Annotated in this window: 19 protein-coding genes and 3 pseudogenes; 17 read left to right on the top strand and 5 right to left on the bottom strand. The window is 58.7% G+C overall.

Annotation, left to right across the window (positions count from 1 at the left end; genetic code table 11):
* Window position 1 precedes the first annotated feature (1 nt).
* The 14 genes and pseudogenes from IB262_RS12290 to IB262_RS35925 all read left to right on the top strand — a co-directional run.
* Window positions 2–943, top strand: a complete 942-nt coding sequence (locus IB262_RS12290) for an ABC transporter permease (RefSeq protein ID WP_192493614.1) — start codon at window positions 2–4, stop codon at window positions 941–943.
* Complete coding sequence (locus IB262_RS12285; protein ID WP_192493613.1) at window positions 940–2,232, top strand: amidohydrolase family protein; 1,293 nt, start codon at window positions 940–942, stop codon at window positions 2,230–2,232. The genes IB262_RS12290 and IB262_RS12285 overlap by 4 nt, the downstream gene beginning before the upstream one ends.
* Window positions 2,233–2,611: 379 nt before the next feature.
* Window positions 2,612–2,878, top strand: coding sequence for an AbrB/MazE/SpoVT family DNA-binding domain-containing protein (locus IB262_RS12280; protein WP_034800189.1), 267 nt, complete (start codon window positions 2,612–2,614; stop codon window positions 2,876–2,878).
* Entirely contained in the window at window positions 2,875–3,312 is a 438-nt protein-coding gene (locus IB262_RS12275; protein WP_034800191.1) for a type II toxin-antitoxin system VapC family toxin, read from the top strand. The genes IB262_RS12280 and IB262_RS12275 overlap by 4 nt, the downstream gene beginning before the upstream one ends.
* Window positions 3,313–3,588: 276 nt before the next feature.
* Entirely contained in the window at window positions 3,589–3,837 is a 249-nt protein-coding gene (locus tag IB262_RS12270) for a hypothetical protein (protein WP_112975789.1), read from the top strand.
* 216 nt (window positions 3,838–4,053) lie between these two features.
* Complete coding sequence (locus tag IB262_RS12265; protein ID WP_060643746.1) at window positions 4,054–5,094, top strand: ABC transporter substrate-binding protein; 1,041 nt, start codon at window positions 4,054–4,056, stop codon at window positions 5,092–5,094.
* Window positions 5,095–5,174: 80 nt separating this feature from the next.
* Complete coding sequence (locus tag IB262_RS12260) at window positions 5,175–5,984, top strand: ABC transporter permease (protein ID WP_246802053.1); 810 nt, start codon at window positions 5,175–5,177, stop codon at window positions 5,982–5,984.
* 15 nt (window positions 5,985–5,999) lie between these two features.
* Window positions 6,000–6,803, top strand: a complete 804-nt coding sequence (locus IB262_RS12255) for an ABC transporter permease (RefSeq protein WP_192493612.1) — start codon at window positions 6,000–6,002, stop codon at window positions 6,801–6,803.
* The gene (locus IB262_RS12250; protein ID WP_192493611.1) at window positions 6,800–7,888 is read left to right on the top strand and encodes an ABC transporter ATP-binding protein; all 1,089 of its coding nucleotides are present in this window, start codon (window positions 6,800–6,802) and stop codon (window positions 7,886–7,888) included. The genes IB262_RS12255 and IB262_RS12250 overlap by 4 nt, the downstream gene beginning before the upstream one ends.
* A gap of 122 nt (window positions 7,889–8,010) precedes the next feature.
* Entirely contained in the window at window positions 8,011–8,871 is an 861-nt protein-coding gene (locus IB262_RS12245) for a TauD/TfdA family dioxygenase (RefSeq protein ID WP_060643750.1), read from the top strand.
* A gap of 33 nt (window positions 8,872–8,904) precedes the next feature.
* Window positions 8,905–9,552, top strand: coding sequence for an RraA family protein (locus IB262_RS12240; protein ID WP_192493610.1), 648 nt, complete (start codon window positions 8,905–8,907; stop codon window positions 9,550–9,552).
* Window positions 9,552–10,481: a carbon-nitrogen hydrolase family protein gene (locus IB262_RS12235; protein WP_082584583.1), complete on the top strand. Its 930-nt coding sequence runs from the start codon at window positions 9,552–9,554 to the stop codon at window positions 10,479–10,481. Before IB262_RS12240 ends, IB262_RS12235 begins: the two co-directional genes overlap by 1 nt.
* A gap of 58 nt (window positions 10,482–10,539) precedes the next feature.
* Entirely contained in the window at window positions 10,540–11,910 is a 1,371-nt protein-coding gene (locus tag IB262_RS12230; protein ID WP_192493609.1) for an MmgE/PrpD family protein, read from the top strand.
* 98 nt (window positions 11,911–12,008) lie between these two features.
* Window positions 12,009–12,145: pseudogene (locus IB262_RS35925) on the top strand (integrase); the annotation flags it as partial.
* 41 nt (window positions 12,146–12,186) lie between these two features.
* Here IB262_RS35925 and IB262_RS35920 read toward each other — a convergent pair.
* Window positions 12,187–12,333 (bottom strand): annotated as a pseudogene (locus IB262_RS35920) (type II toxin-antitoxin system RelE/ParE family toxin); the annotation flags it as partial.
* A pseudogene (locus IB262_RS35915) lies at window positions 12,312–12,389 on the bottom strand (type II toxin-antitoxin system ParD family antitoxin); the annotation flags it as partial. The pseudogenes IB262_RS35920 and IB262_RS35915, both read right to left, overlap by 22 nt.
* A 167-nt stretch (window positions 12,390–12,556) precedes the next feature.
* Here IB262_RS35915 and IB262_RS12225 point away from each other — a divergent pair.
* On the top strand, window positions 12,557–13,633 hold the full coding sequence (locus IB262_RS12225) for an ornithine cyclodeaminase (protein ID WP_192493608.1): 1,077 nt from the start codon (window positions 12,557–12,559) through the stop codon (window positions 13,631–13,633).
* 33 nt (window positions 13,634–13,666) lie between these two features.
* A complete protein-coding gene (locus IB262_RS12220; protein WP_192339712.1) occupies window positions 13,667–15,016 on the top strand; it encodes an MmgE/PrpD family protein in 1,350 nt (449 codons plus the stop codon).
* A 71-nt stretch (window positions 15,017–15,087) separates the two neighbouring features.
* Here IB262_RS12220 and IB262_RS12215 read toward each other — a convergent pair whose 3' ends face one another.
* Genes IB262_RS12215 through traI form a run of 3 tightly spaced genes read right to left on the bottom strand, consistent with a single transcriptional unit; the run spans window position 15,088 to window position 17,980 of the window.
* On the bottom strand, window positions 15,088–16,434 hold the full coding sequence (locus IB262_RS12215; protein ID WP_113136164.1) for an amidohydrolase family protein: 1,347 nt from the start codon (window positions 16,432–16,434) through the stop codon (window positions 15,088–15,090).
* A 34-nt stretch (window positions 16,435–16,468) separates the two neighbouring features.
* Window positions 16,469–17,230: a response regulator transcription factor gene (locus IB262_RS12210; protein WP_177235740.1), complete on the bottom strand. Its 762-nt coding sequence runs from the start codon at window positions 17,228–17,230 to the stop codon at window positions 16,469–16,471.
* A 24-nt stretch (window positions 17,231–17,254) separates the two neighbouring features.
* Complete coding sequence (traI, locus tag IB262_RS12205) at window positions 17,255–17,980, bottom strand: acyl-homoserine-lactone synthase TraI (RefSeq protein ID WP_082572933.1); 726 nt, start codon at window positions 17,978–17,980, stop codon at window positions 17,255–17,257.
* A gap of 244 nt (window positions 17,981–18,224) precedes the next feature.
* Here traI and IB262_RS12200 point away from each other — a divergent pair, with 244 nt between their 5' ends.
* Window positions 18,225–18,572, top strand: a complete 348-nt coding sequence (locus tag IB262_RS12200; protein WP_060529699.1) for a hypothetical protein — start codon at window positions 18,225–18,227, stop codon at window positions 18,570–18,572.
* Window positions 18,573–18,682 lie beyond the last annotated feature (110 nt).

Raw genomic sequence — 18,682 nt, 5'->3', positions numbered from 1 at the left:
CATGGACGCGCTCGAAATCCTCTTCACCGCTTCTTTCTGGGTTGCCGCAATCCGCATAGCATCTCCGCTGATTTTCGCGACGATGGGCGAGTTGATCTGCGAGCGCGCGGGCGTTCTTAACCTCGGCATCGAGGGGATCATGACGGTAGGCGCTTTCGCCGGCTGGTTTACCGTATATTCCGGCGGAGATCTTTGGGCCGGCTTGCTGGTCGCTGCCCTTTTCGGTGCCATGTTCGGCCTGCTGCATGCGACGCTTACGGTACCACTCGGCCTGTCGCAGCACGTCGTCGGCATCGGTGTTACGCTACTTGCCACAAGCCTTACCTATTTCGTCTATCGCCTTGCGCTGCCCGAAGTGACGTCGCCGCCCAAAATCGAGCCGTTCCAGCCCCTGCCGATCCCGGGCTTATCCAGCATCCCGGTTGTTGGCGAGGCGCTGTTTACCCAGACGCCATTGACCTATCTCGCATTCATCTCGGTTGCAGCCGTTGCCTGGATCCTCTATCGCACGCCCATCGGTCTCGCCGTTCGTGCTGCCGGCGAAAATCCGTCAGCGGTCGAAGCGCAGGGCATTTCGGTCACGGGCATCCGCGTGGGCGCCGTTGTCGTCGGTAGCGCGTTGATGGCGGTCGGCGGCGCCTTTCTCACCACCTCGGCTTTCAACTCGTTCTTCTTCCAGATGATCAATGGACGCGGCTGGATTTGCATCGCACTCGTCGTCTTTGGCTCCTGGCGGCCAGGAAAGGCGCTGATCGGCGCCGTCCTCTTCGCCGCCTTCGATGCCTATCAGGTTCGTCTGCAGCAAATTTCGGGCGGCATCGTGCCCTATCAGGTTTTCCTGATGATGCCCTATGCGCTGTCGATCCTGGCGCTGATCCTGGTCGCACGTCGTGCTGCATACCCTAAAGCTTTGATGATCCCGTACCAGAAAGGCGAAAGATGAGTTTTGATCTGATCGTAAAAGGTGGCACGCTACCCGATGGCAACGTCGCCGACATCGGCATCAAGGGCGATAGGATCGCCGCGATCGAGCCACGCATCGATGCCGAGGCTGGTCGTGTCGTCGACGCCTCGGGCGACCTCGTCAGTCAGCCCTTTGTCGATCCGCATTTCCATATGGACGCAACGTTGTCCTACGGCCTGCCACGTATCAATGCCTCAGGTACGCTGCTCGAAGGCATCGCGCTGTGGGGCGAACTCAAGCCGCTCCTGACCCACGAGGCCGTCAAGCAGCGGGCGCTAGCTTATTGCGACTGGGCGGTCTCGATGGGTCTCCTCGCCATCCGCACCCATGTCGATACATGCGACGACCGCCTTCTTGCGGTGGAAGCACTGCTAGAGGTCAAGAAGGAGATCGCCGCCTATATCGACCTCCAGCTTGTCGCCTTCCCGCAGGACGGGTTCTATCGCTCCCCGAATGCTCGCGAAAACACCATCCGCGCCCTCGACATGGGCGTCGACATCGTCGGTGGCATTCCGCATTTTGAGCGGACCATGTCCGACGGCACGCGTTCCGTTACCGAACTATGCGAGATCGCGGTAAAGCGCGGCCTGATGGTCGACCTGCATTGTGACGAGACGGACGACCCGTTATCGCGCCATATCGAGCAGCTTGCCTATGAGACCCAGAGGCTCGGCCTGCAAGGCCGGGTAGCTGCCTCGCACCTTACATCGATGCATTCGATGGATAACTACTACGTCTCGAAGCTACTGCCGCTGATTGCGGAAGCCGACATCTCAGTGATCCCCAATCCACTCATAAACATCATGCTTCAGGGGCGCCACGACACCTACCCTAAGCGCCGTGGCCTGACGCGAGTGCCCGAGATGCTGAAGGCCGGCATCCGCACCGGCTGGGGTCAGGATTGCGTGCTCGATCCCTGGTATTCCCTCGGTACAGCCGATATGCTCGACGTCGCCTTCATGGGAATGCACGTCGCCCAGATGTCCTCGCCCACAGACATGCGCACCTGCTTCGACATGGTCACCAAGATCAATGCCGAGATTATGGGCCTCGATCATCTCGGTCTAGCCGTGGGCAAATCCGCAAGCCTCATCGTACTCCATGCGGGCAACCCCATCGAGGCGGTGCGCCTGCGTGCCGAGCGGCTTTGTGTCGTCGCAAAGGGCAAGGTCGTGGCAGAACGCGAAAAGCGCGATACGACTCTGTCCATTAAGGGCCGTCCCGCGACCATCAACCGCCGTCACATTGTGCCAATGCAAGCGTTTTGATATGCACATGCACCCGCGCACCGAAGCGCCAACATCTTTGACTTCCCTAAACATCGGCTGCCTGCGCCTCCAGATAGGGCAGATCACGGTGCCAACACCACGACGTTCGGCCTGGTTGGCAATGTCGCCGAGCGTGGCTTTGCGCTGCAGCAGTGCTTTCCGAAATCCCTCGATCGCGACCGGAAGACCGATCTGTTCCCGCACCAGAACGCCACAACACTTTGCCACCTTGCCCCGGTCGCATGAGATCGAGTTTGGCTGCTATCACGGCCTTGATCCTGTTTGCAGGAAACCTTCCTTTCACCGAGCAAGTCAAGCTCTCACTTGAAATCTCGCTTGTCAGTGTGTATATGCAAATGTATATGCAGAGGAGAGTTTTATGCCGCAGATTAGACACAACGAACCTCCTGCGAGGGAAGCTAAGCTCTTCCGGAATAACAAGAGCCAGGCTGTTCGCATCCCGGCTGACTTTGAGCTTCCCGGCGATCGAGTGATGATCCATCGCGACGGGGATCGGCTTATAATAGAGCCGCTGCGTCGCAAGAACCTGCTGGAAGTCTTGGCAGGTCTGGATCCTCTTGGGCCTGAAGATCAGTTCCCAGATATTGACGAGACTTTGTTGCCCGCCAAGGAAATCGACCTGTGAGCAACCTTTTCATGCTGGACACAAATATCGTGTCCGAGTTGGCTCGGAACCCGAGAGGGCAGGTCGCTGAACGTATTGCGGCGGTCGGGTCGGAGGCAATCTGCGTCAGCATCATAACGGCGGCAGAATTGCGTTATGGATGCGCCAAGAAGGGTTCCCCAAAGCTGCTGGCCCAAATCGAAGCCCTTCTAGAAAGCATTCTGGTGCTCGCGCTCGACGTGCCCGCCGACGCCAAGTACGGCAACATCCGCACTGAGTTGGAAGCTGCAGGCAAACCAATCGGCCCAAATGACCTATTGATCGCTGCTCATGCCTGTGCCGCAGGCGCAGTCCTCGTCACAGCCAATGCCCGTGAGTTCACGCGCATTCCCAACCTTCGGGTTGAAAACTGGCTGGACGCGACCTCAAAGCAACTTAGGGGTGCATCCAACTGAGAAATGATCAAGTTAGGCAAGGCTCCAGCATCCGCAATGCCGGCGCCGCTTAACAGCTTGCACAGGAGCCAGATCATCTCGGGCGTCAGCCCGAAAACTTCAAAGAAGCTCGACCAAAGATTTCAGCGCAGAGTTTTGGACTTCTCCCAGGGCGGGAAGTAAGCTAAGATTCAACCTGTTCGATATGAGCGGCACCGTGTGCTTCCGGACGACGCGATCTTCGCTGTGAGACCGTCCGGCCACATTTCCTCGCCGGACTCTCACAGGAGAGTCGCCATGTCGAAACCTTTGAAGAATGTACTGGAACCGTCAGACGAGGCGGGTGCGCAACATGACGTCGCGGTGGCGGCGGCTGTGGAACTTGCGATGGAGTTTTACGGCTGCGACGCCGTGACCGCTGCGGCCAAGCGCGCATTCGAGGCCAGGGATCTCAATCGCGAAAGCCATTACCGGTTCTGGCTTCATATCTTCAAATCCCTGAAAGCCAATCCACGCCTAATCAACGAAATCTGCCAGCCGGGGTGACAGAGCGGCTGCCTGTGGCAGCGCGTATAAACCCAAGCGCGGATTCATAGAGCTTGAGGCCCTCAAGACCGAATCCGCTTTGAGCCGTCCGCCAGCTCAGCGAATGCAACACGATTGATATGATTTCCGTATCAATACCGGGAAATCAATATTGGAGATCGCAAGACTGGCTGGCGCAATGTCACCGTACCGACAACACCAACAAAGGGGATCGTCATGAGGTACACTGCGCTGTGCGCGCCCGCGATCGTATCAATGGTTTTGGCTGCGAACGGCCACGCCGAAACGCTCATCGTCAACAGCTATGGCGGGCCGTACGAAACCATCATTCGGGAGCGGATCATTGAGCCTTTCGAGGCCAGGTTCGGGATAAAGGTAATCTACGACGCCGTCGGTTCCGCCTCCCAGGATTACGCCAAGATCAAGGCGACGAATGGCCGCCCTGGCTTCGACGTCGTCGTAATGACCGCTTCCCAATCGCTCGAAGGATGCAAGGAGGGCCTGCTTGAGGAATTTTCACCAGAGGAGGTTCCTAATCTTGAGCGTCTGTCGTCGGTGATTGCCGGCGTTGCTGGCCCCTGCGGCGCGGTTCACGAAGTACAGTATCTCTCGCTTCTTTATCGGACGGACAAGCTGGCAGAGCGTCCAAATTCCTGGAACGCGCTCTTGGATGATGGCCTCAAGGGCAAAATCATTCTGCCGACATTCCAAAACGTGATGGCCGCCTACCTGATGGAGATCTTCTCGGTCGCCCATGGTGGAGATCTGCTCGAGAACGTCGATCCCGGCTTTGCCGCCATGGCCAAGCTCGCCGGACAGTCGATCGGCTTTGAGCAGTCATCCTCAGTCATGGAAACGTACCTCAAAGGGGGCGACGTCTGGGCGATGCCATTCTGGAACGGGCGCGCGCAGCTGCTCGTCGATAGCGGTTTGCCGGTCGACTATGTTCTGCCGAAGGAAGGCTCTATCCCCTTGGTCGCAACCCTGAACGTCCCGAAGCACGCGGCGAACCGAGACGCAGCTCTCAAGTTCGTGAACTTCTTTCTCGAAAAGACCAGCCAGGAGGCATGGGTCACCGGCTACAAGGTCGGCAGCGGCAGAATCGACATCGAGGTGCCCGCCGATATCCGCGCCAAGCAGATCACCACCGAAGCCGATCTCAAGGCCCTTCTGTTGCCCGATCTCGCGGCGGTCGCAACACGGCTCTCCGCCTGGGGCGAACGATGGGAACGTGATGTCGTCGCGGCGGCCAAGTGAGGTAGATCATGGCCGTCATTGTTTGCTCCACTCCGACAAAGCCCCCGCCCGCCGGAGCCCCTGCCAAGGGACTTCTGCCGATGGTCGCGCCGTCGCTCGTCCTGGTGCTCTTCTTCGCGATACCGATGGGCATGATGATCGGGATCAGCTTTCAAAGTCAAACGGAGGGCGGCCCGACACTTGCGAGCTACAGCCGCTTCTTCAGCAACGACCTTGTCCTTGCTGGCCTGGCCCGCACCGTCGTGATGTCCAGCCTCGTTGCGCTCTGCGTGACCGTCTTAGCCTATCCCCTCGCCTACTATCTGGCTCGCGCCACGTCGCGCTGGCGAACGGTCATCTTCGCGCTTGCCATTGCGCCCGAATTGGCGGGGGTCGTGCTTCGCACCTATGGCTGGCTCATCATTCTTGAAGATCGCGGGTTTATCAATTCCGCGCTGATGTGGACCGGATTGATCACGGAACCCTTGCCTTTGTCGAAAAACCTTCTCGGCGTCGTGGTTGGGCTTACTCACGTCATCCTGCCATTTGGCGTGCTGTCGCTTCTGACGAGCCTCCAAGGTATCAACCCCAGTCTGGAAAAATCTGCGCAAATTCTTGGCGCGTCACGTCTTGCTGTAATCCGGCACATCATCCTGCCGCTCTCCGTGCCAGGAATCGTAAGCTCCTTCTTGATTGGCTTCACCATGGCCGCAAGCGCCTATGCGACCCCGGCCCTCCTTGGCGGCGCTGGTTTCAAAGTCATGGCCACAATGGTCTACGAGCAGGTGCTGTTCTATCTCGATTGGCCCTTCGCGGCGGTCATGGCGAACGTTCTTCTCATCCTGATGCTGGCCGCCGGCTTCGTCGGATCCAAGCTGGAGTCGCGCCTCCACCAAAAACTTCACCTTTAATTTCGGGAGGCTCCGATGAACCGACTGCTCACATATCTGTTCAGGATGGCGCTTGTCGCCATCCTTGCCTTTATCACTCTTCCGCTGTTGGTCGTCGTTGCGGCCTCTTTCAGTCCAACTTCGGCTGTGACGTTCATCCCAAGCGAATGGACCTTTCAATGGTACGCGGCACTATGGACTAGCCGCTGGCTCGATCCGTTTCTACTCAGCGTCGAACTTGCCGTCATCGTATCGCTCGCTAGCGGACTGCTCGGCGTCCTTGGAGCTTACAGCGTCGCCTACGCAAAATGTCCGGGGCATACCGCCATCATGGCGTTCCTCTTGTCACCCATGTCGGTCCCGCAAATCGTCAAGGGCGTGGCCGTCGTCCTGTTCCTGTCCTCGGTTGGACTTTACGACCTGCTAGGGACACCCGGCCTTGTCATGGCTCACATCATTCTGACGTTGCCCTACGTCGTGCGCATGGCGGCCACGGCGATGTTTGGTTTCGACAAGCGGCTGGACCGCGCGGCACGCGTATTGGGCGCTAGCGTCACGCAGAGGATCCGATACGTGCTGTTACCGCTGATCCGCTCCGGCCTCTTCTCGGGGATGACCTTCGCCTTCATCATTTCCTTCAACAACATCCCGCTCTCCGTCTTCCTGGTCAGACCCGGTCAGACGACACTTCCGATTACCGTCATCAATCATCTCGAATACAGCCTGGATCCGGTGCTTGCGGCCGTGAATGTCACATCACTCCTCTTCATCCTTGGCGTAATCATCCTTTTCGAAAAGATCGGCGGCTTCTCCGCCCAATTCCACGGGGGTAGCAAATGACCACCATCGATATTGAACTCCTTTCCGTCAGCAAGCAGTTCGGTGCAAACCGCATCGTCGACGATATCAGCCTTGCCATCCCTAAGGGAAAATTCGTCAGCATTCTTGGTCCGTCCGGATGTGGTAAGACGACGACCCTCAATATGATCGCCGGATTTGAAGCGCCCTCGAGCGGACAAATCCGAATTCGCGGCCGCGATCAGCAAGGCGTCCCGCCGGAAGCCCGGAAAATCGGACTGGTCTTCCAGAACTACGCACTCTTCCCGCATATGACGGTCGCCCAGAATGTCGGCTTTGGCCTAAGGATGCAGGGCCGGCCCCGCGAGCAAATCGCCGACGGTGTCTCACGAGCCTTGAAGAGTGTCCATCTTGAGGGCTTTGAGGATCGCTATCCGAAGGAACTTTCAGGGGGGCAACAGCAACGGGTCGCGGTCGCCCGGGCGATTGCGCCCTCGCCGTCGGTGCTGCTTCTCGATGAGCCGCTCTCAAACCTTGACCTTAAACTCCGGGAAGCGATGCGCGTCGAGCTGAAAGAGATCCAGCAAGATCTCGGCATGACCTTCATCTATGTCACACACGATCAGGAAGAGGCGATGGCCATGTCCGATCGGATCATAGTCATGCATGGCGGAGTGGTCGCGCAGGAAGGAGCGCCCGCGGATATCTACGGCCGCCCGAGAACCTCCTTCGTGGCAGATTTCATAGGCAAGTCCAATATCCTCCCGGCATCCGCAGAGACCGGGGCCGATCGGAAGCTGAAGGTTTCCCTCGGCGCGGGAAAGGCGGTGCTCACCGCCGAGCCGGCAGAGGACGTTGATCCTGACGATGTGCGCTTCTGCTGTATCAGACCGGAGGCCGTTAGGCTCGCAGATGCGGCAGGGGCCCTCGACGAACCGGCAAACCGCCTGACGGGAACCGTCCAAAAGGTCGTCAATCTGGGCGCCTATCTCGAGGCCTGGATGCTCGTCGATGGCGGGATCACCTTGAAGTCCATGATCCGCTCGACCCGTCTCGAGAAGCTCTCGGCCGGCTGCCGCGTAGACCTCGCCATCGCCCATTCCGCTGTCCAACTGCTGGAGCAATAGTGACATTCATTGTATTCCAATATTAATGCAAACGAATTGATATTGGAATGCCGACTTATCACTCCGCTAAGCTCTATGTGATCCCGAGCCCGGGATCTTCCCACACAGAGGCGAAGACACACATGAAAACAAGAGTTTCGGCAATCCAGAATGACAGCAACGTCTGCGCAGATATCGTCGGGTTCGATTTCTCCGACTACAACGACGCGGACATTGCGGCAGTTCGATCCTACTGGCTGCAATACGGCGTCATTCGCTTTCGGGCGACCGATATCACAGACCAGCAGCAGGTCGACTTCTCCCGTCACTTCGGAGATTTCGTCATCCATCCCAAGCAATTACAGGAAGGCGGACACCCGATCCATCGCGAAATTCTGGTGATCAGCAATGTGATGAAGGACGGCAAGCCGGGCGGCGCGCTCGGCAACAGCGAGGCGACGTGGCACACGGACACATGGTTCTACGAACGCCCGCCCGCCGGCGCCATCCTCAGGGCGATCGAGGTTCCCGCTTCCGGCGGAGACACGTATTTCCTGTCGACCTACCAGGCTTTTGAAACGCTCCCCGAGGAGCTACGCAGTGCTGTTGAGGGGCGGCAGATCTTCTTCCAGAACGTCTATGACAAAACGGGAAAATTGCGCCTCGGGAAAGGCGAACCGACGAGCGCGGATTTTCGCGAGTGGAGCGGCGTCGTTCATCCGCTGGTCAGGAGCCACGGCGAGACGGGCCGCAAAGCGCTTTATCTTGGCGGGACGTCGGAAGGGGCGTGGATCGTCGGCTTGCCGCTCGATGAAAGCAACGACCTGATCTCAAGGCTTTGGGAGCACACCACCAACACGCCGGAAGTCTTCGTCCAGAAATGGAGCGTGGGCGACATAGTGATGTGGGACAACCGTTGCACGATGCACCGGCGCGATTCATTCGACCCGAACACGATCCGGATTATGCATCGGACGACGACATCCGGCGAGCGCCCGGTCTGATTTGTGAACCACAGGGCAGATCGGAGTTCATCGATGTCCCAGCCTTACAAGATCGAAAAACAGCTGCAAGCGATTCCGGACGCATTGCGAACCCTGCTTGAGGGAGTCGAAACCGCAACCATCGGCCACTTCGAATATCTTGGATTTGTTGGGGCAGGAATTGCGCCGGTCTTTCCGGTCAAGGCAATTGGAACGGCAGTCACGGTCGCCGCGCCCGGCCGTGATGGAGCCGTCATCTACACGGCAATCGATCTGCTCCGCCCGGGAGATGTTCTCGTCATCTCCCGGGTCGACCGGGACGACGTCGCCTGCGTCGGCGGCGGTGTCGTTGCTGCTGCCCGAGCGCGTGGCGCTGTCGCCATTATCGTCGATGGTCCTTGCACCGACATCGAGGAGATCCGCGCCAGCCGCTTCCCGGTGTGGTGTCGCGGAGTCTCGTCCAAGACGACCAGCCGCCGGCACCAGATTGGTGGCGCGATCAACGTCCCGATCGCATGCGGCGGGGCGGCCGTGCTGCCCGGCTATGCGGTCTTAGCAGATACGGAGGGTGTCTTCGTTGCCGATCCGTCCGATATGCGCTGCATCGCGGACGTCGCCCTCGAGCGCCAACAGCGTTCCCTTAAGCTCCGGCCCTACCTTGAGGCCGGCCATTCCATCTTCGAACTGGATGGGATGGTATAATGAAGATTTCCCTCGTCCAGATGAACTCCCAACCCGACCGCGACAGCAATTTACGCGCGGCCGAGAGCCTGATGCTGCAGGCAATCACACGCGATACACCAGATCTCATCGTTCTCCCGGAACATTTCGACTGGTCCGGCGGCACGGTGGCGGAGAAACTGGCGGCGGCTGATCATATGCCGGGCGGCGACGCCTATCGCATGTTGCAGACGTTCGCCGCCCGGCAAAAGGTCTGGATCCACGGCGGCAGCTTGCTCGAAAGGGTCGATGGGAGTTCGAAGATCTACAACACAACGGTCGTCTTTAACCCAGAAGGTAACGAGGTCGGCCGCTACCGCAAAGTTCACCTGTTCGACATCGAGGCGCCAGATGGCAAGATGTATCGAGAATCCGCCACCGTTGCGCCCGGAGAAAGCCTGTTCGTCTACGAATCCGGCGGTTTCAGGATCGGCTGTGCGATTTGCTACGACCTTCGCTTCCCCCGGCTCTTTGATGCGCTTGCAGACGCCGGCGTCGATGTGGTCATTCTGCCCGCGGCCTTCACGTTACAGACGGGAAAGGACCACTGGGAAGTGCTCTGCCGTGCACGCGCGATCGAGCACCAAGTCTATTTCGTCGCCTGTGGTCAGTGGGGAGGCTACACTGCAGCGGACGGAGATCGCCGTTTCACCTACGGCAACTCTCTCGTCTGCGACCCCTGGGGACAGGTTGTAGCCCGCGCCGTCGATCAGGTCGGTGTGGTTTCCGCACACCTCGATCTCGACCGTGTGGGGGTAGTCCGCAAGCTCATTCCCGCCGCGTCACACAAGGTTTCGTTTGTCGATCAGGCACGCGTCGACCGAGGTTGCAGGCGCAGTGATCGTTGCAATTCCTCCTGCAGCTCCTCTGCGCAGACCTTCGGGGCACCAATTTCTTCTAGTAGCACGTAGACAACGCGCACCTGAAAATGGACCGCCAATCGCCATCGTCGGGTAATCGGACACAGATATGACCGCTTTCATCACGCAAACGTTCGGCAGCTACATCGCCGAGGAAGCACTCGCTCGTGTTCCGAGCGACGTTTTCGACAGGAGCAAGCTTTGCCTTCTGGACTCCCTTGGCTGCTTGTTCGGTGGGCGCCAGCTGCCCACGGCTGGAATGCTGAGAAACCTACGGGGGGACAGCCAGGTCGCACCCTCCTCCGGCGGACCTGTCAATGGCTGTGCCGAACCGGCGGCGGCCGCCTTCGTCAAGGCCACTTTGATCAATGCGCTCGACTTCGACGACATCTACGAGAAGGGCCATCCCGGAGCCACGGTGATTGCGGCAGCCTTATCGGTCGCTGAGCACACGAAGTCTTCAGGCACAGAATTCCTCGCGGCCGTGATCATCGGCTATGAGGTGAGTTGCCGCGTTGGCATCTCACTGGCTCACGTCCAGCCCAGAAAGGCGATTCACGGCCATGGGACTTGGCAGATATTCGGTGCAGCAGCCGCGGCCGCGAGACTCATGCGTCTCGACGCCGGACGAGCGGCGCATGCCATCGCGATCGCTGCTGCGAATGCGCCAGTAGCGTCCGTCATGAAGACCGTCTACGGAGACGCGCCTTCGATGGCGAAGAACAACTTCGGCATGGCCGCGCAAATGGGAGTCTTGGCCGCACGCCTTGCCGCTGCCGGCTACGAGGGGCCTTTGGATGTCTTCGAGGGTGAGACAGGTTTCTGGCGGATGGCGGGCGCCGACGAGTGCCGTTTCGATAAACTGACCAAAGGTTTGGGGGACGCCTACGAAATTCTTCGGGTTGGCTTCAAGCCATTCAGTTGCTGCCGACTCATCCTAAGCAGTGTCCAGGCCAGCCGCGACGTCATCCGTATGGCCGGCATTGATCCTGCCGACGGCTTGCATGCCAAGCTGATCGTGACCGCGCCTCCGATCGTGTGCGAACCGCCATTTTGCAAAGTGCGTCCACGGGACATGTGGGCAGCACAGTTCAGCGCACCGCACGCCATAGCCATGGCCGTATTCGGCGTCGAGCCCGGTCCCGACTGGTTCGTGGATGATTGGCTTCATGACGAGATCGCCGGGCGGTTTCAAGACAGTATCGAGCTCAGGCCACATACCAGCCACGCCTCGCCTCGAGGCGCTCACGCCGCAAGCGCTTGGTTACAGTTGCGCGACGGACAAATCTTCGAAAGGCACGTGGACGTTGCGGAGGGAGAGGCAAGTAACCCCATGCCGAAATCAGCTCTCGAGGGTAAGTTCTTGCGACTTGCGAGCCCGGTCGTGGGAGACAGCGGTGCTTGCGAAGCCATTGATAAGGTGTACGCGCTGGATAAGGCGGGATCGCTCCGGACGCTCCTTCGCGTATTGGTCAGCTGATACCGGCATATACCGACATGACACATTTTGTTCGCAAGCTAAGCCTGCAACCGCAAATCAACACCTTGGGGACGGGAGTCCCCACGGTCCTTCCCCCTGGCCTGCATAGCGACCTCAGCGAAGAATGCGGGCAGCCAAATTCTCTAGTCATTCGCTGCGCGCCGGCTTGCCCTCCTCAGCCGAAGTCGACGAGCCCCACGTGCAGAACCGCAGCTACCACCGCCGACGCGACTGATTTAGGGTCAATCTGACGAGGGCCTCGGGGCTGTAAGAATCTTACCCCGCCAGCATACGTGCGAGCATATTTTCTGATGTGGTCCTGCGCGCCGTAGAAAATTGCCGCGACAACGATTCCGCGGCTATGTCCACCGGTAGAAACCAAATAGCCGCCTTGTCCCGCCGTAGAAACCGGATCCCGAAATGGAACGGGCAAACGAATCCTGCTGCTCGGTCAACGAGATCGACGATTTCACACTCATCGGCTTATCTTCTTTGAGCCTAAGTTGCTACTCAGTAGCGCCTCAGCGGCGGAAGTCGTTCATTTAAAGACGACAAAAATGTATCCGAACCTTTCCTTTAATCCCTCCGTTCCAGATGCGAAATTGCTCCCGGTCGCATGACGTCGGCAATTCCACGGAGAACGGTGATGGAGAGCACACCCAGATACATTTCACTTGCGGAAATGAAGCGCCTCGGCGTCCGTCTCGAGGCCTCCGCGCTCCACGATGCCGCCAGGGCAGCTTGGTCCGACATCCGCTTGGGCCAAGCCCATGGCCTGAAATCTGTTTTGTCCTTTCCCGAAGCCGCCTTATGGAACCAACCCCAGTTTGAAGCTTACCGCGATACGTTGCAAGGCGAGCGATTGGGCTGGAAGCTCTCTGCGCTTTCCAGCGTCGGGGCCAGATATGCGGCCGTGAAGGTGGTCGGTGCCAATGCGATAAACCGTCGACTGGGTCAGCCGCGTTCGACGTCGACGATCCTGCTGCTAGACAGCTTCACGCTGCGCCCGCTTTGCGTGATGGACGGAACCGATATCTCTGCTGCAAGAACGGCAACCTATGCCTCAATGGCGCTTGAACTTTTCTTCCCCAAATCAGAAGAACTCTCTGTTTTCCTCTTTGGAGCAGGCCCCATTGCCGAGCAGATCATCAGAGTGCTCGATCATTTCGGAGCCGGCATCGTCTCGAAGATATTCGTGCGCAGCCGCTCAGGCGCTTCCGCGCGCCAACTCGTTAAAAGCCACAGACAGTCACCTCGAATTCGGCTTGAGGCTGTCGCGGATAATAAGAGGCTGCGTGGTTGCGGGTTTGTCATCACCGCTACCAATGCCAGCGCACCGGTGTTTGACAGCGCGGAAATTTGCCCAAATGCCGTTGTCCTGCATCTTGGGGGAGACGAGACGCCGTCCGGCCATATCCAAAAAGTTCTTCGGTCCGGACTGGCGCTCTGTGATGACGTTTCGATGGTGTCGCGGCGAAACTCGCAAAGCCTGGCGCTCTATTTCTCGCGCAAGGGATCGACATTGGAGCAGCTTGGCCCAGCGCTCGGTGTCATGAACTTAACGGATTTCTGTGACTCGGGCGGCGGATCGGAATTCCCGATCCTCATCACGTGCGTTGGCCTGCCTATGCTGGACCTTTACGTCGCCGCTCATGTTTACGAAACCTGGTTCTCGCCAGAGGGGGGCGCGGGGTCATCCGTCCACTCATCTAGCAGGAACTGACGCCAGGCAGCCGAAGCTTTACGGAGAAGGCTGATGTATGTCACCGAGATCCTTGCAGATTATCTGGCGAATTATCCTTCCGATGCTCTGCCGCCCGAACTGAGGCTAGGTGCCGCCTGCTGTATTGTGGATGCAGTCACCGCTTACGTCGTCGGCTGCGATGTTCCGAGTGCCCGCGCAATGCGCGCGGTCGCCCGGCAAGATTTTGGAAGCGGCCGGGCTTCAGTCTGGTTTACGGGTGAATGTCTCGGGGTCACTGCTGCGGCAGTCTGTAACGCCGCGTCAGCCTCCGCACTCGATTTCGACGACGGCCATCGCGCCGCGCGCGGTCATCCCGGTGCGGCTGTGATACCCGTAGCACTCTCCGTGGCATCTACGAATGGTTCATCCGCCGATGATCTCCTGACCGCAATCGCTCTCGGATACGAGACCGGAATTCGCATCGCGGTGGCGCAGAACCCGCAAGCTATCAAAAGCCGACAATCGGGACGTTGGACCGGCTATGCTGCCGCGGCCACGGCCGGCCGCCTCTACAGAACCGATCCCCCGGCACTCGCACACGCACTCGCTGTAGCCGGGGTCCTCGCGCCAAACCAGGAGGCAAACGGCAGCTCCGGCTATGCCAATCTCACCGGGAACGACGTCAAGGAGGGTATTCCCTGGAGTGTCCTGACGGGCCTGACCGCCTTGCGTCTTGCGGAGCGGGGATTTACCGGGCCGCAGGATCTGCTCGATCATGCGTCGCACTTCGACCGGCCGAGCATCATAGCGGACTTGGGTGATCCAACTGAGATCTCGAGGGTCTATTTCAAACCCTATTCCTGCTGCCGCTACATCCATCCCGCTCTTGATGCCTTCGCGGCGCTTTCGTCAGGTGCTGACATCAGGACCGAACAAATCGCATCAATCGAAGTACAGACCTTTCAATGGGCTCTCCGACTTTCAAACACCGTGTCTCCCAATACATTGACGGAGATCCAATACAGTCTGCCTTATTGCATAGCGATTGCTGTTGTCGATGGAGCTGCGGCGCTGGCGCCGGTCGGTGGTGCGCAGCTGGGCAGGCCGGACCTCATCGAATTCGCCCGCAAGGTTCGTCTCTCGGTTAATCCTGAGATCGACGCCCGTTTTCCGGGTGAGACCCTTGCGCAGATATGCCTGCGAATGACCGATGGCAAATCGATCACATCCAAGGTGACCTCGCCACGCGGGGACAAGGCGCGTCCCTTAGACTGGGAGGATCTCATCAATAAGTTCTCGGCAGCGACGCGGGGCAAGCTTTCTCCCAGGGCGCAAAATACTGTCCTGGAGGCTTTTGAGACGCTTAAGAATGGAGATGCGGTCCCCCTCCTCCAGCGCCTAAGGATGCGATTGATCGACTGACCTCGACCACTACTGCACTTTGTGTCAATCGGATCGTATCCGGCGCCGACATCTCGCAACTGCAGCCGCGGTCAGATAAGCCGGCCATTCCTGACGACTATACGGCCTGCGATCACGACATGCCTGACCCGGCTCAGATTAACGTGGTCGACAACGATCAGGTCTGCGCGCTTGCCTTTTTCAATCAGTCCGCGGTCACCGGCCATTTGAGTGAAGACACGCGCGACATTCCCGGTCGCAAGGGCCACCGCTTCGGCCGCAGACAATTGCTTCTTTCTGACCATTCGCTGGATCGCTTCAAGAATTCCATCCCAATGCCCGCCGGCAAAATCGGTCGAAATCGTATCGACACAGCCCGCATCGATCAGTGCGTCAAGGTTGGATGGATCGTTGCGCCAGCGCGTCCCTATACAATCCAGTGTCGAAACATCGATGATGGCCCCTTTCCCTCTCAGGTTCTGGGCGTTCGAGACTGCCTCCTCCGGGAGAAAGCTCGGGTGATTGCTATGACCGGCGACGAGACGTGCTTTCGGGTGCTTCTCGACCGCGGCAATCAGACGCTTCGCAGATGGTGCCGCATTGTGGAAGATCGCGGGATATCCTAACCGCTCGGCTTCGCGTGCGATTTCATCGAATCCGGCCAACGAGAGGGCAACCGAAGGCATCACCGATCGCGTAATGATATCGCGAACGCGATCCGCATCGGCGAGCCCGGAAAGACCGCAACACTCCAACTCGTTAGTCAGCTTTAAATTCGACAGGCCTTCCGCCGGATCGAGATAGCGGCCAAGAACCGCGTTCTTCAAGCGCCTCGCGGCTGCGGGTGTCACTTCGACCCCGAACTCTTGCAGAAAGGCTTGCGGGATGAACCTGTATTCTTGCGCGCCGCCACCCAGTGTCTGCCCACCACCTGCCTCGCCAAGGGCGACCGCGCCGCAGGCCAACAGGTCATCTGTCGTCGCGCTCAGGTGTCGTGCTGAAAGTCCCTTGCCGTCGACCACAAGCGCCGCCGCGATGTTTTTCGGAGTGTGAGCCGTGGAAACGCGGATATCCATGGCATGACGTTCTACGTTGTCGACATCTATTTCGTCGGCCATGGCCAGACCGCAGACGTTCAAAAGGGTGGTTGTTCCCTGAAGAAGATGACGGTTCCGGAAATAGGCAACATCATCGCCTGCAAATGGCTTCGAGCCGCTCGGCATGGAAGGCCCCCGAATACAGCCGTGCGCATGTGCATTGATGAGACCTGGCATAACGATGCCGCCGGCCGCATCGATGGTTTCTCGCGCCGCGATTTCAGCGCCTGCGGCGGCGTCGACACCTATGATCCGTCCCTTCCGGACATATACGGCAGCCCGCTTGTGAAACGTCTTGCCGTCGCCAGTGATGAGACCTCCATTTCGGATTACCAGATCCATGACAGCTGTTCCTTTCGTCAACCAGGGGGCTGTCCTAGTCGCCAGTCCCTTCGCCCGGCCGAGCCGGGTTGTACTGCGATCGTTCCTGACTGGAACCATCGAGCATGTAGCCGGACGATCGAACCGTGCGGATGAGATCAGGGCCGCAGGTCACGCTCAGCGCCTTGCGCAGTCGACCGATATGAACATTCACCGTCTTGACGTCGACGAAACGGCGCTCCGGCCAACCAGCTTCAATGAGTTGTGCGCGACTGCACGCCTGCTCGTGGTTCTCCATCAGAAACTGCAGCAGCCGGAATTCGATCGGTCCCAAGTGGACGTTGATGCCGAGACGCCTGACGCTGTGCCTGTTGGTATTCAGTTCAATCCCTGCATAGACGAGGATATGACCGTCGTTCGCCATCGGATCCGACACTTGCGGAAGGAGGATACGGTCGCGCAGGAAGCTGAGCAGCTTAGAGGGAGTGATCGGTCTTACGAAATTCTCGTCAATCCCGGCTTTCAGCAGATCGATAAACCGACTTTCCGCACCGGGGCCAATCAACCCGACCGTCGTAATCCCGAATGTCCGCGGCTCCTGCTTCAGCTTTACACAGGCTGCGGGAGCCCAATTTTCTCCCGATCGACAATCAAGAAGAATGGCTGCGACATCGTACTCGCCTGCAAAATGGACGATCTCCTCGACCCCGGAACCAAGAATGACCTGATATCCCTCGGATTCCAGGATGTGGACGAGTAGCAGATAGTAATCCGCATCGGTCGAACCGATCAGGATCTGCGGTCGCGCGGAATTCAAAGACCTCTCCTCTATTGCGCAGCGTCAGTTGTGATCTGATCCCTCGTGAGGACCTGCATCATCCTCTGTGGGTGTGGCCGCTTGCGCTAAATCGGCAGAAGGCGCCGTTCCACGCCGTGCCACCTCAAGCAGCGAAGTTGTGGTGCACATGTGTTCCTGGCGACAGGCAGCAGCGCGAATCCGATTAAGGCTCGCGGCGTCGGCAGGAAGCACGCCTGCTACGGCCATCGTGCTGCCGATGGGACACGGCTGACCAAGACGTTGCATCGGCCAGCCGGCGCGTTTCAAAATGCGCTCGAACCGCAGGTCCGTTGCCGTGACGATTTCATAATAGCCGTTCGCCATCGACCACTCGATGATGCCGGCGAACATCTCAAGCGTCATCCCATGGAGAACTCCCCCTGTCCTGCCCTCGTCGAGCACCGTGTCAACGCAAAAGCGCGAGCTTTCGACCATGCCTGCATGGGCGTCGAGCCGTCGCGATGAGAGGAGCTGCGGAAACGTATTGGCGAGCATCGTCGGCCCGGTAGCGGGGAGAAGCCTCGCGCAGCCCGCCACTGCACCTGTGGTAGAAACGGCCAAGATATAGGTGGGATTGAGTTGATCGTAAGCATCGGCCTCACGATCGTCCCTTATGTCTACATCCCAGTCCAGTCTGTCGCCAAAGACTCGCGCACGCAGCCGATGCATCGAGTCGATCAAGTCAGCAAATTCTCCGCGCGCTGCAGCCGGCACAGCTAGTATCTCCATCTCCATTCTCCGAAGAAAACCTGCTTCAGACCACTGGACACGAGTTTCCGCCCTTAGGCGACTAATAGAATTAGTAGTCGAGCGCTCGACCAAGGCGTGCATGAATATGACACGCATGAGTTGTCATACATCAGCGATCTGTATCGAAAACCGTGCCACGAGCGTGCAGGACCAAGGTGGCGAAGCAGCCGAGAGCCGAAATTGATAATTCAATGCACGCGAGGATTTGCAGCAAGGAGTGCCGATGTACAAGCATACCGCAGAAGCGTTCGTAGCAGTCCAGAATGCGGAACAGGGCGTAAGCGAGGTCTTCGCCCGTTACCGCGAATACTGGAGCCCGATCGGCGCCACGGGGGTCGATCGGTCGCTGGACTTTGGTGACGCACGCGTGACGCTGAGGCCGACGGACGAGGGCTTGCATTTTCGGATAGACGCGCAGGACACCCTCGCCTTTTACGGTATCTGGACGCTTTTGCAGGTAGCCTTGGCCGCGCTACCGGAATTTACAGGTAAAGACGTTGGGTGGCACCCGGCCGACCGGTTCCCGTGTCTGTCAAAGGTTTTTTTTCGTAGAATTCTATCGCCTGATTGATAAACCGGAGCGTGTACTTGCACCGGATTGATGCCAAAGGAGAAACGTCATCGGATTCCAACCCCGTTCTTCGGTTCGGTCTGCGGAGCAACTCGCTGCCGCGCCGTGCA

It is taken from the genome of Ensifer sp. ENS02, from assembly GCF_014851885.1.
In the GTDB taxonomy this organism is placed as follows: domain Bacteria; phylum Pseudomonadota; class Alphaproteobacteria; order Rhizobiales; family Rhizobiaceae; genus Ensifer; species Ensifer adhaerens.
Note: the sequence above shows the minus strand (reverse complement) of the source record. Positions and strands in the feature narration are given on the sequence as shown.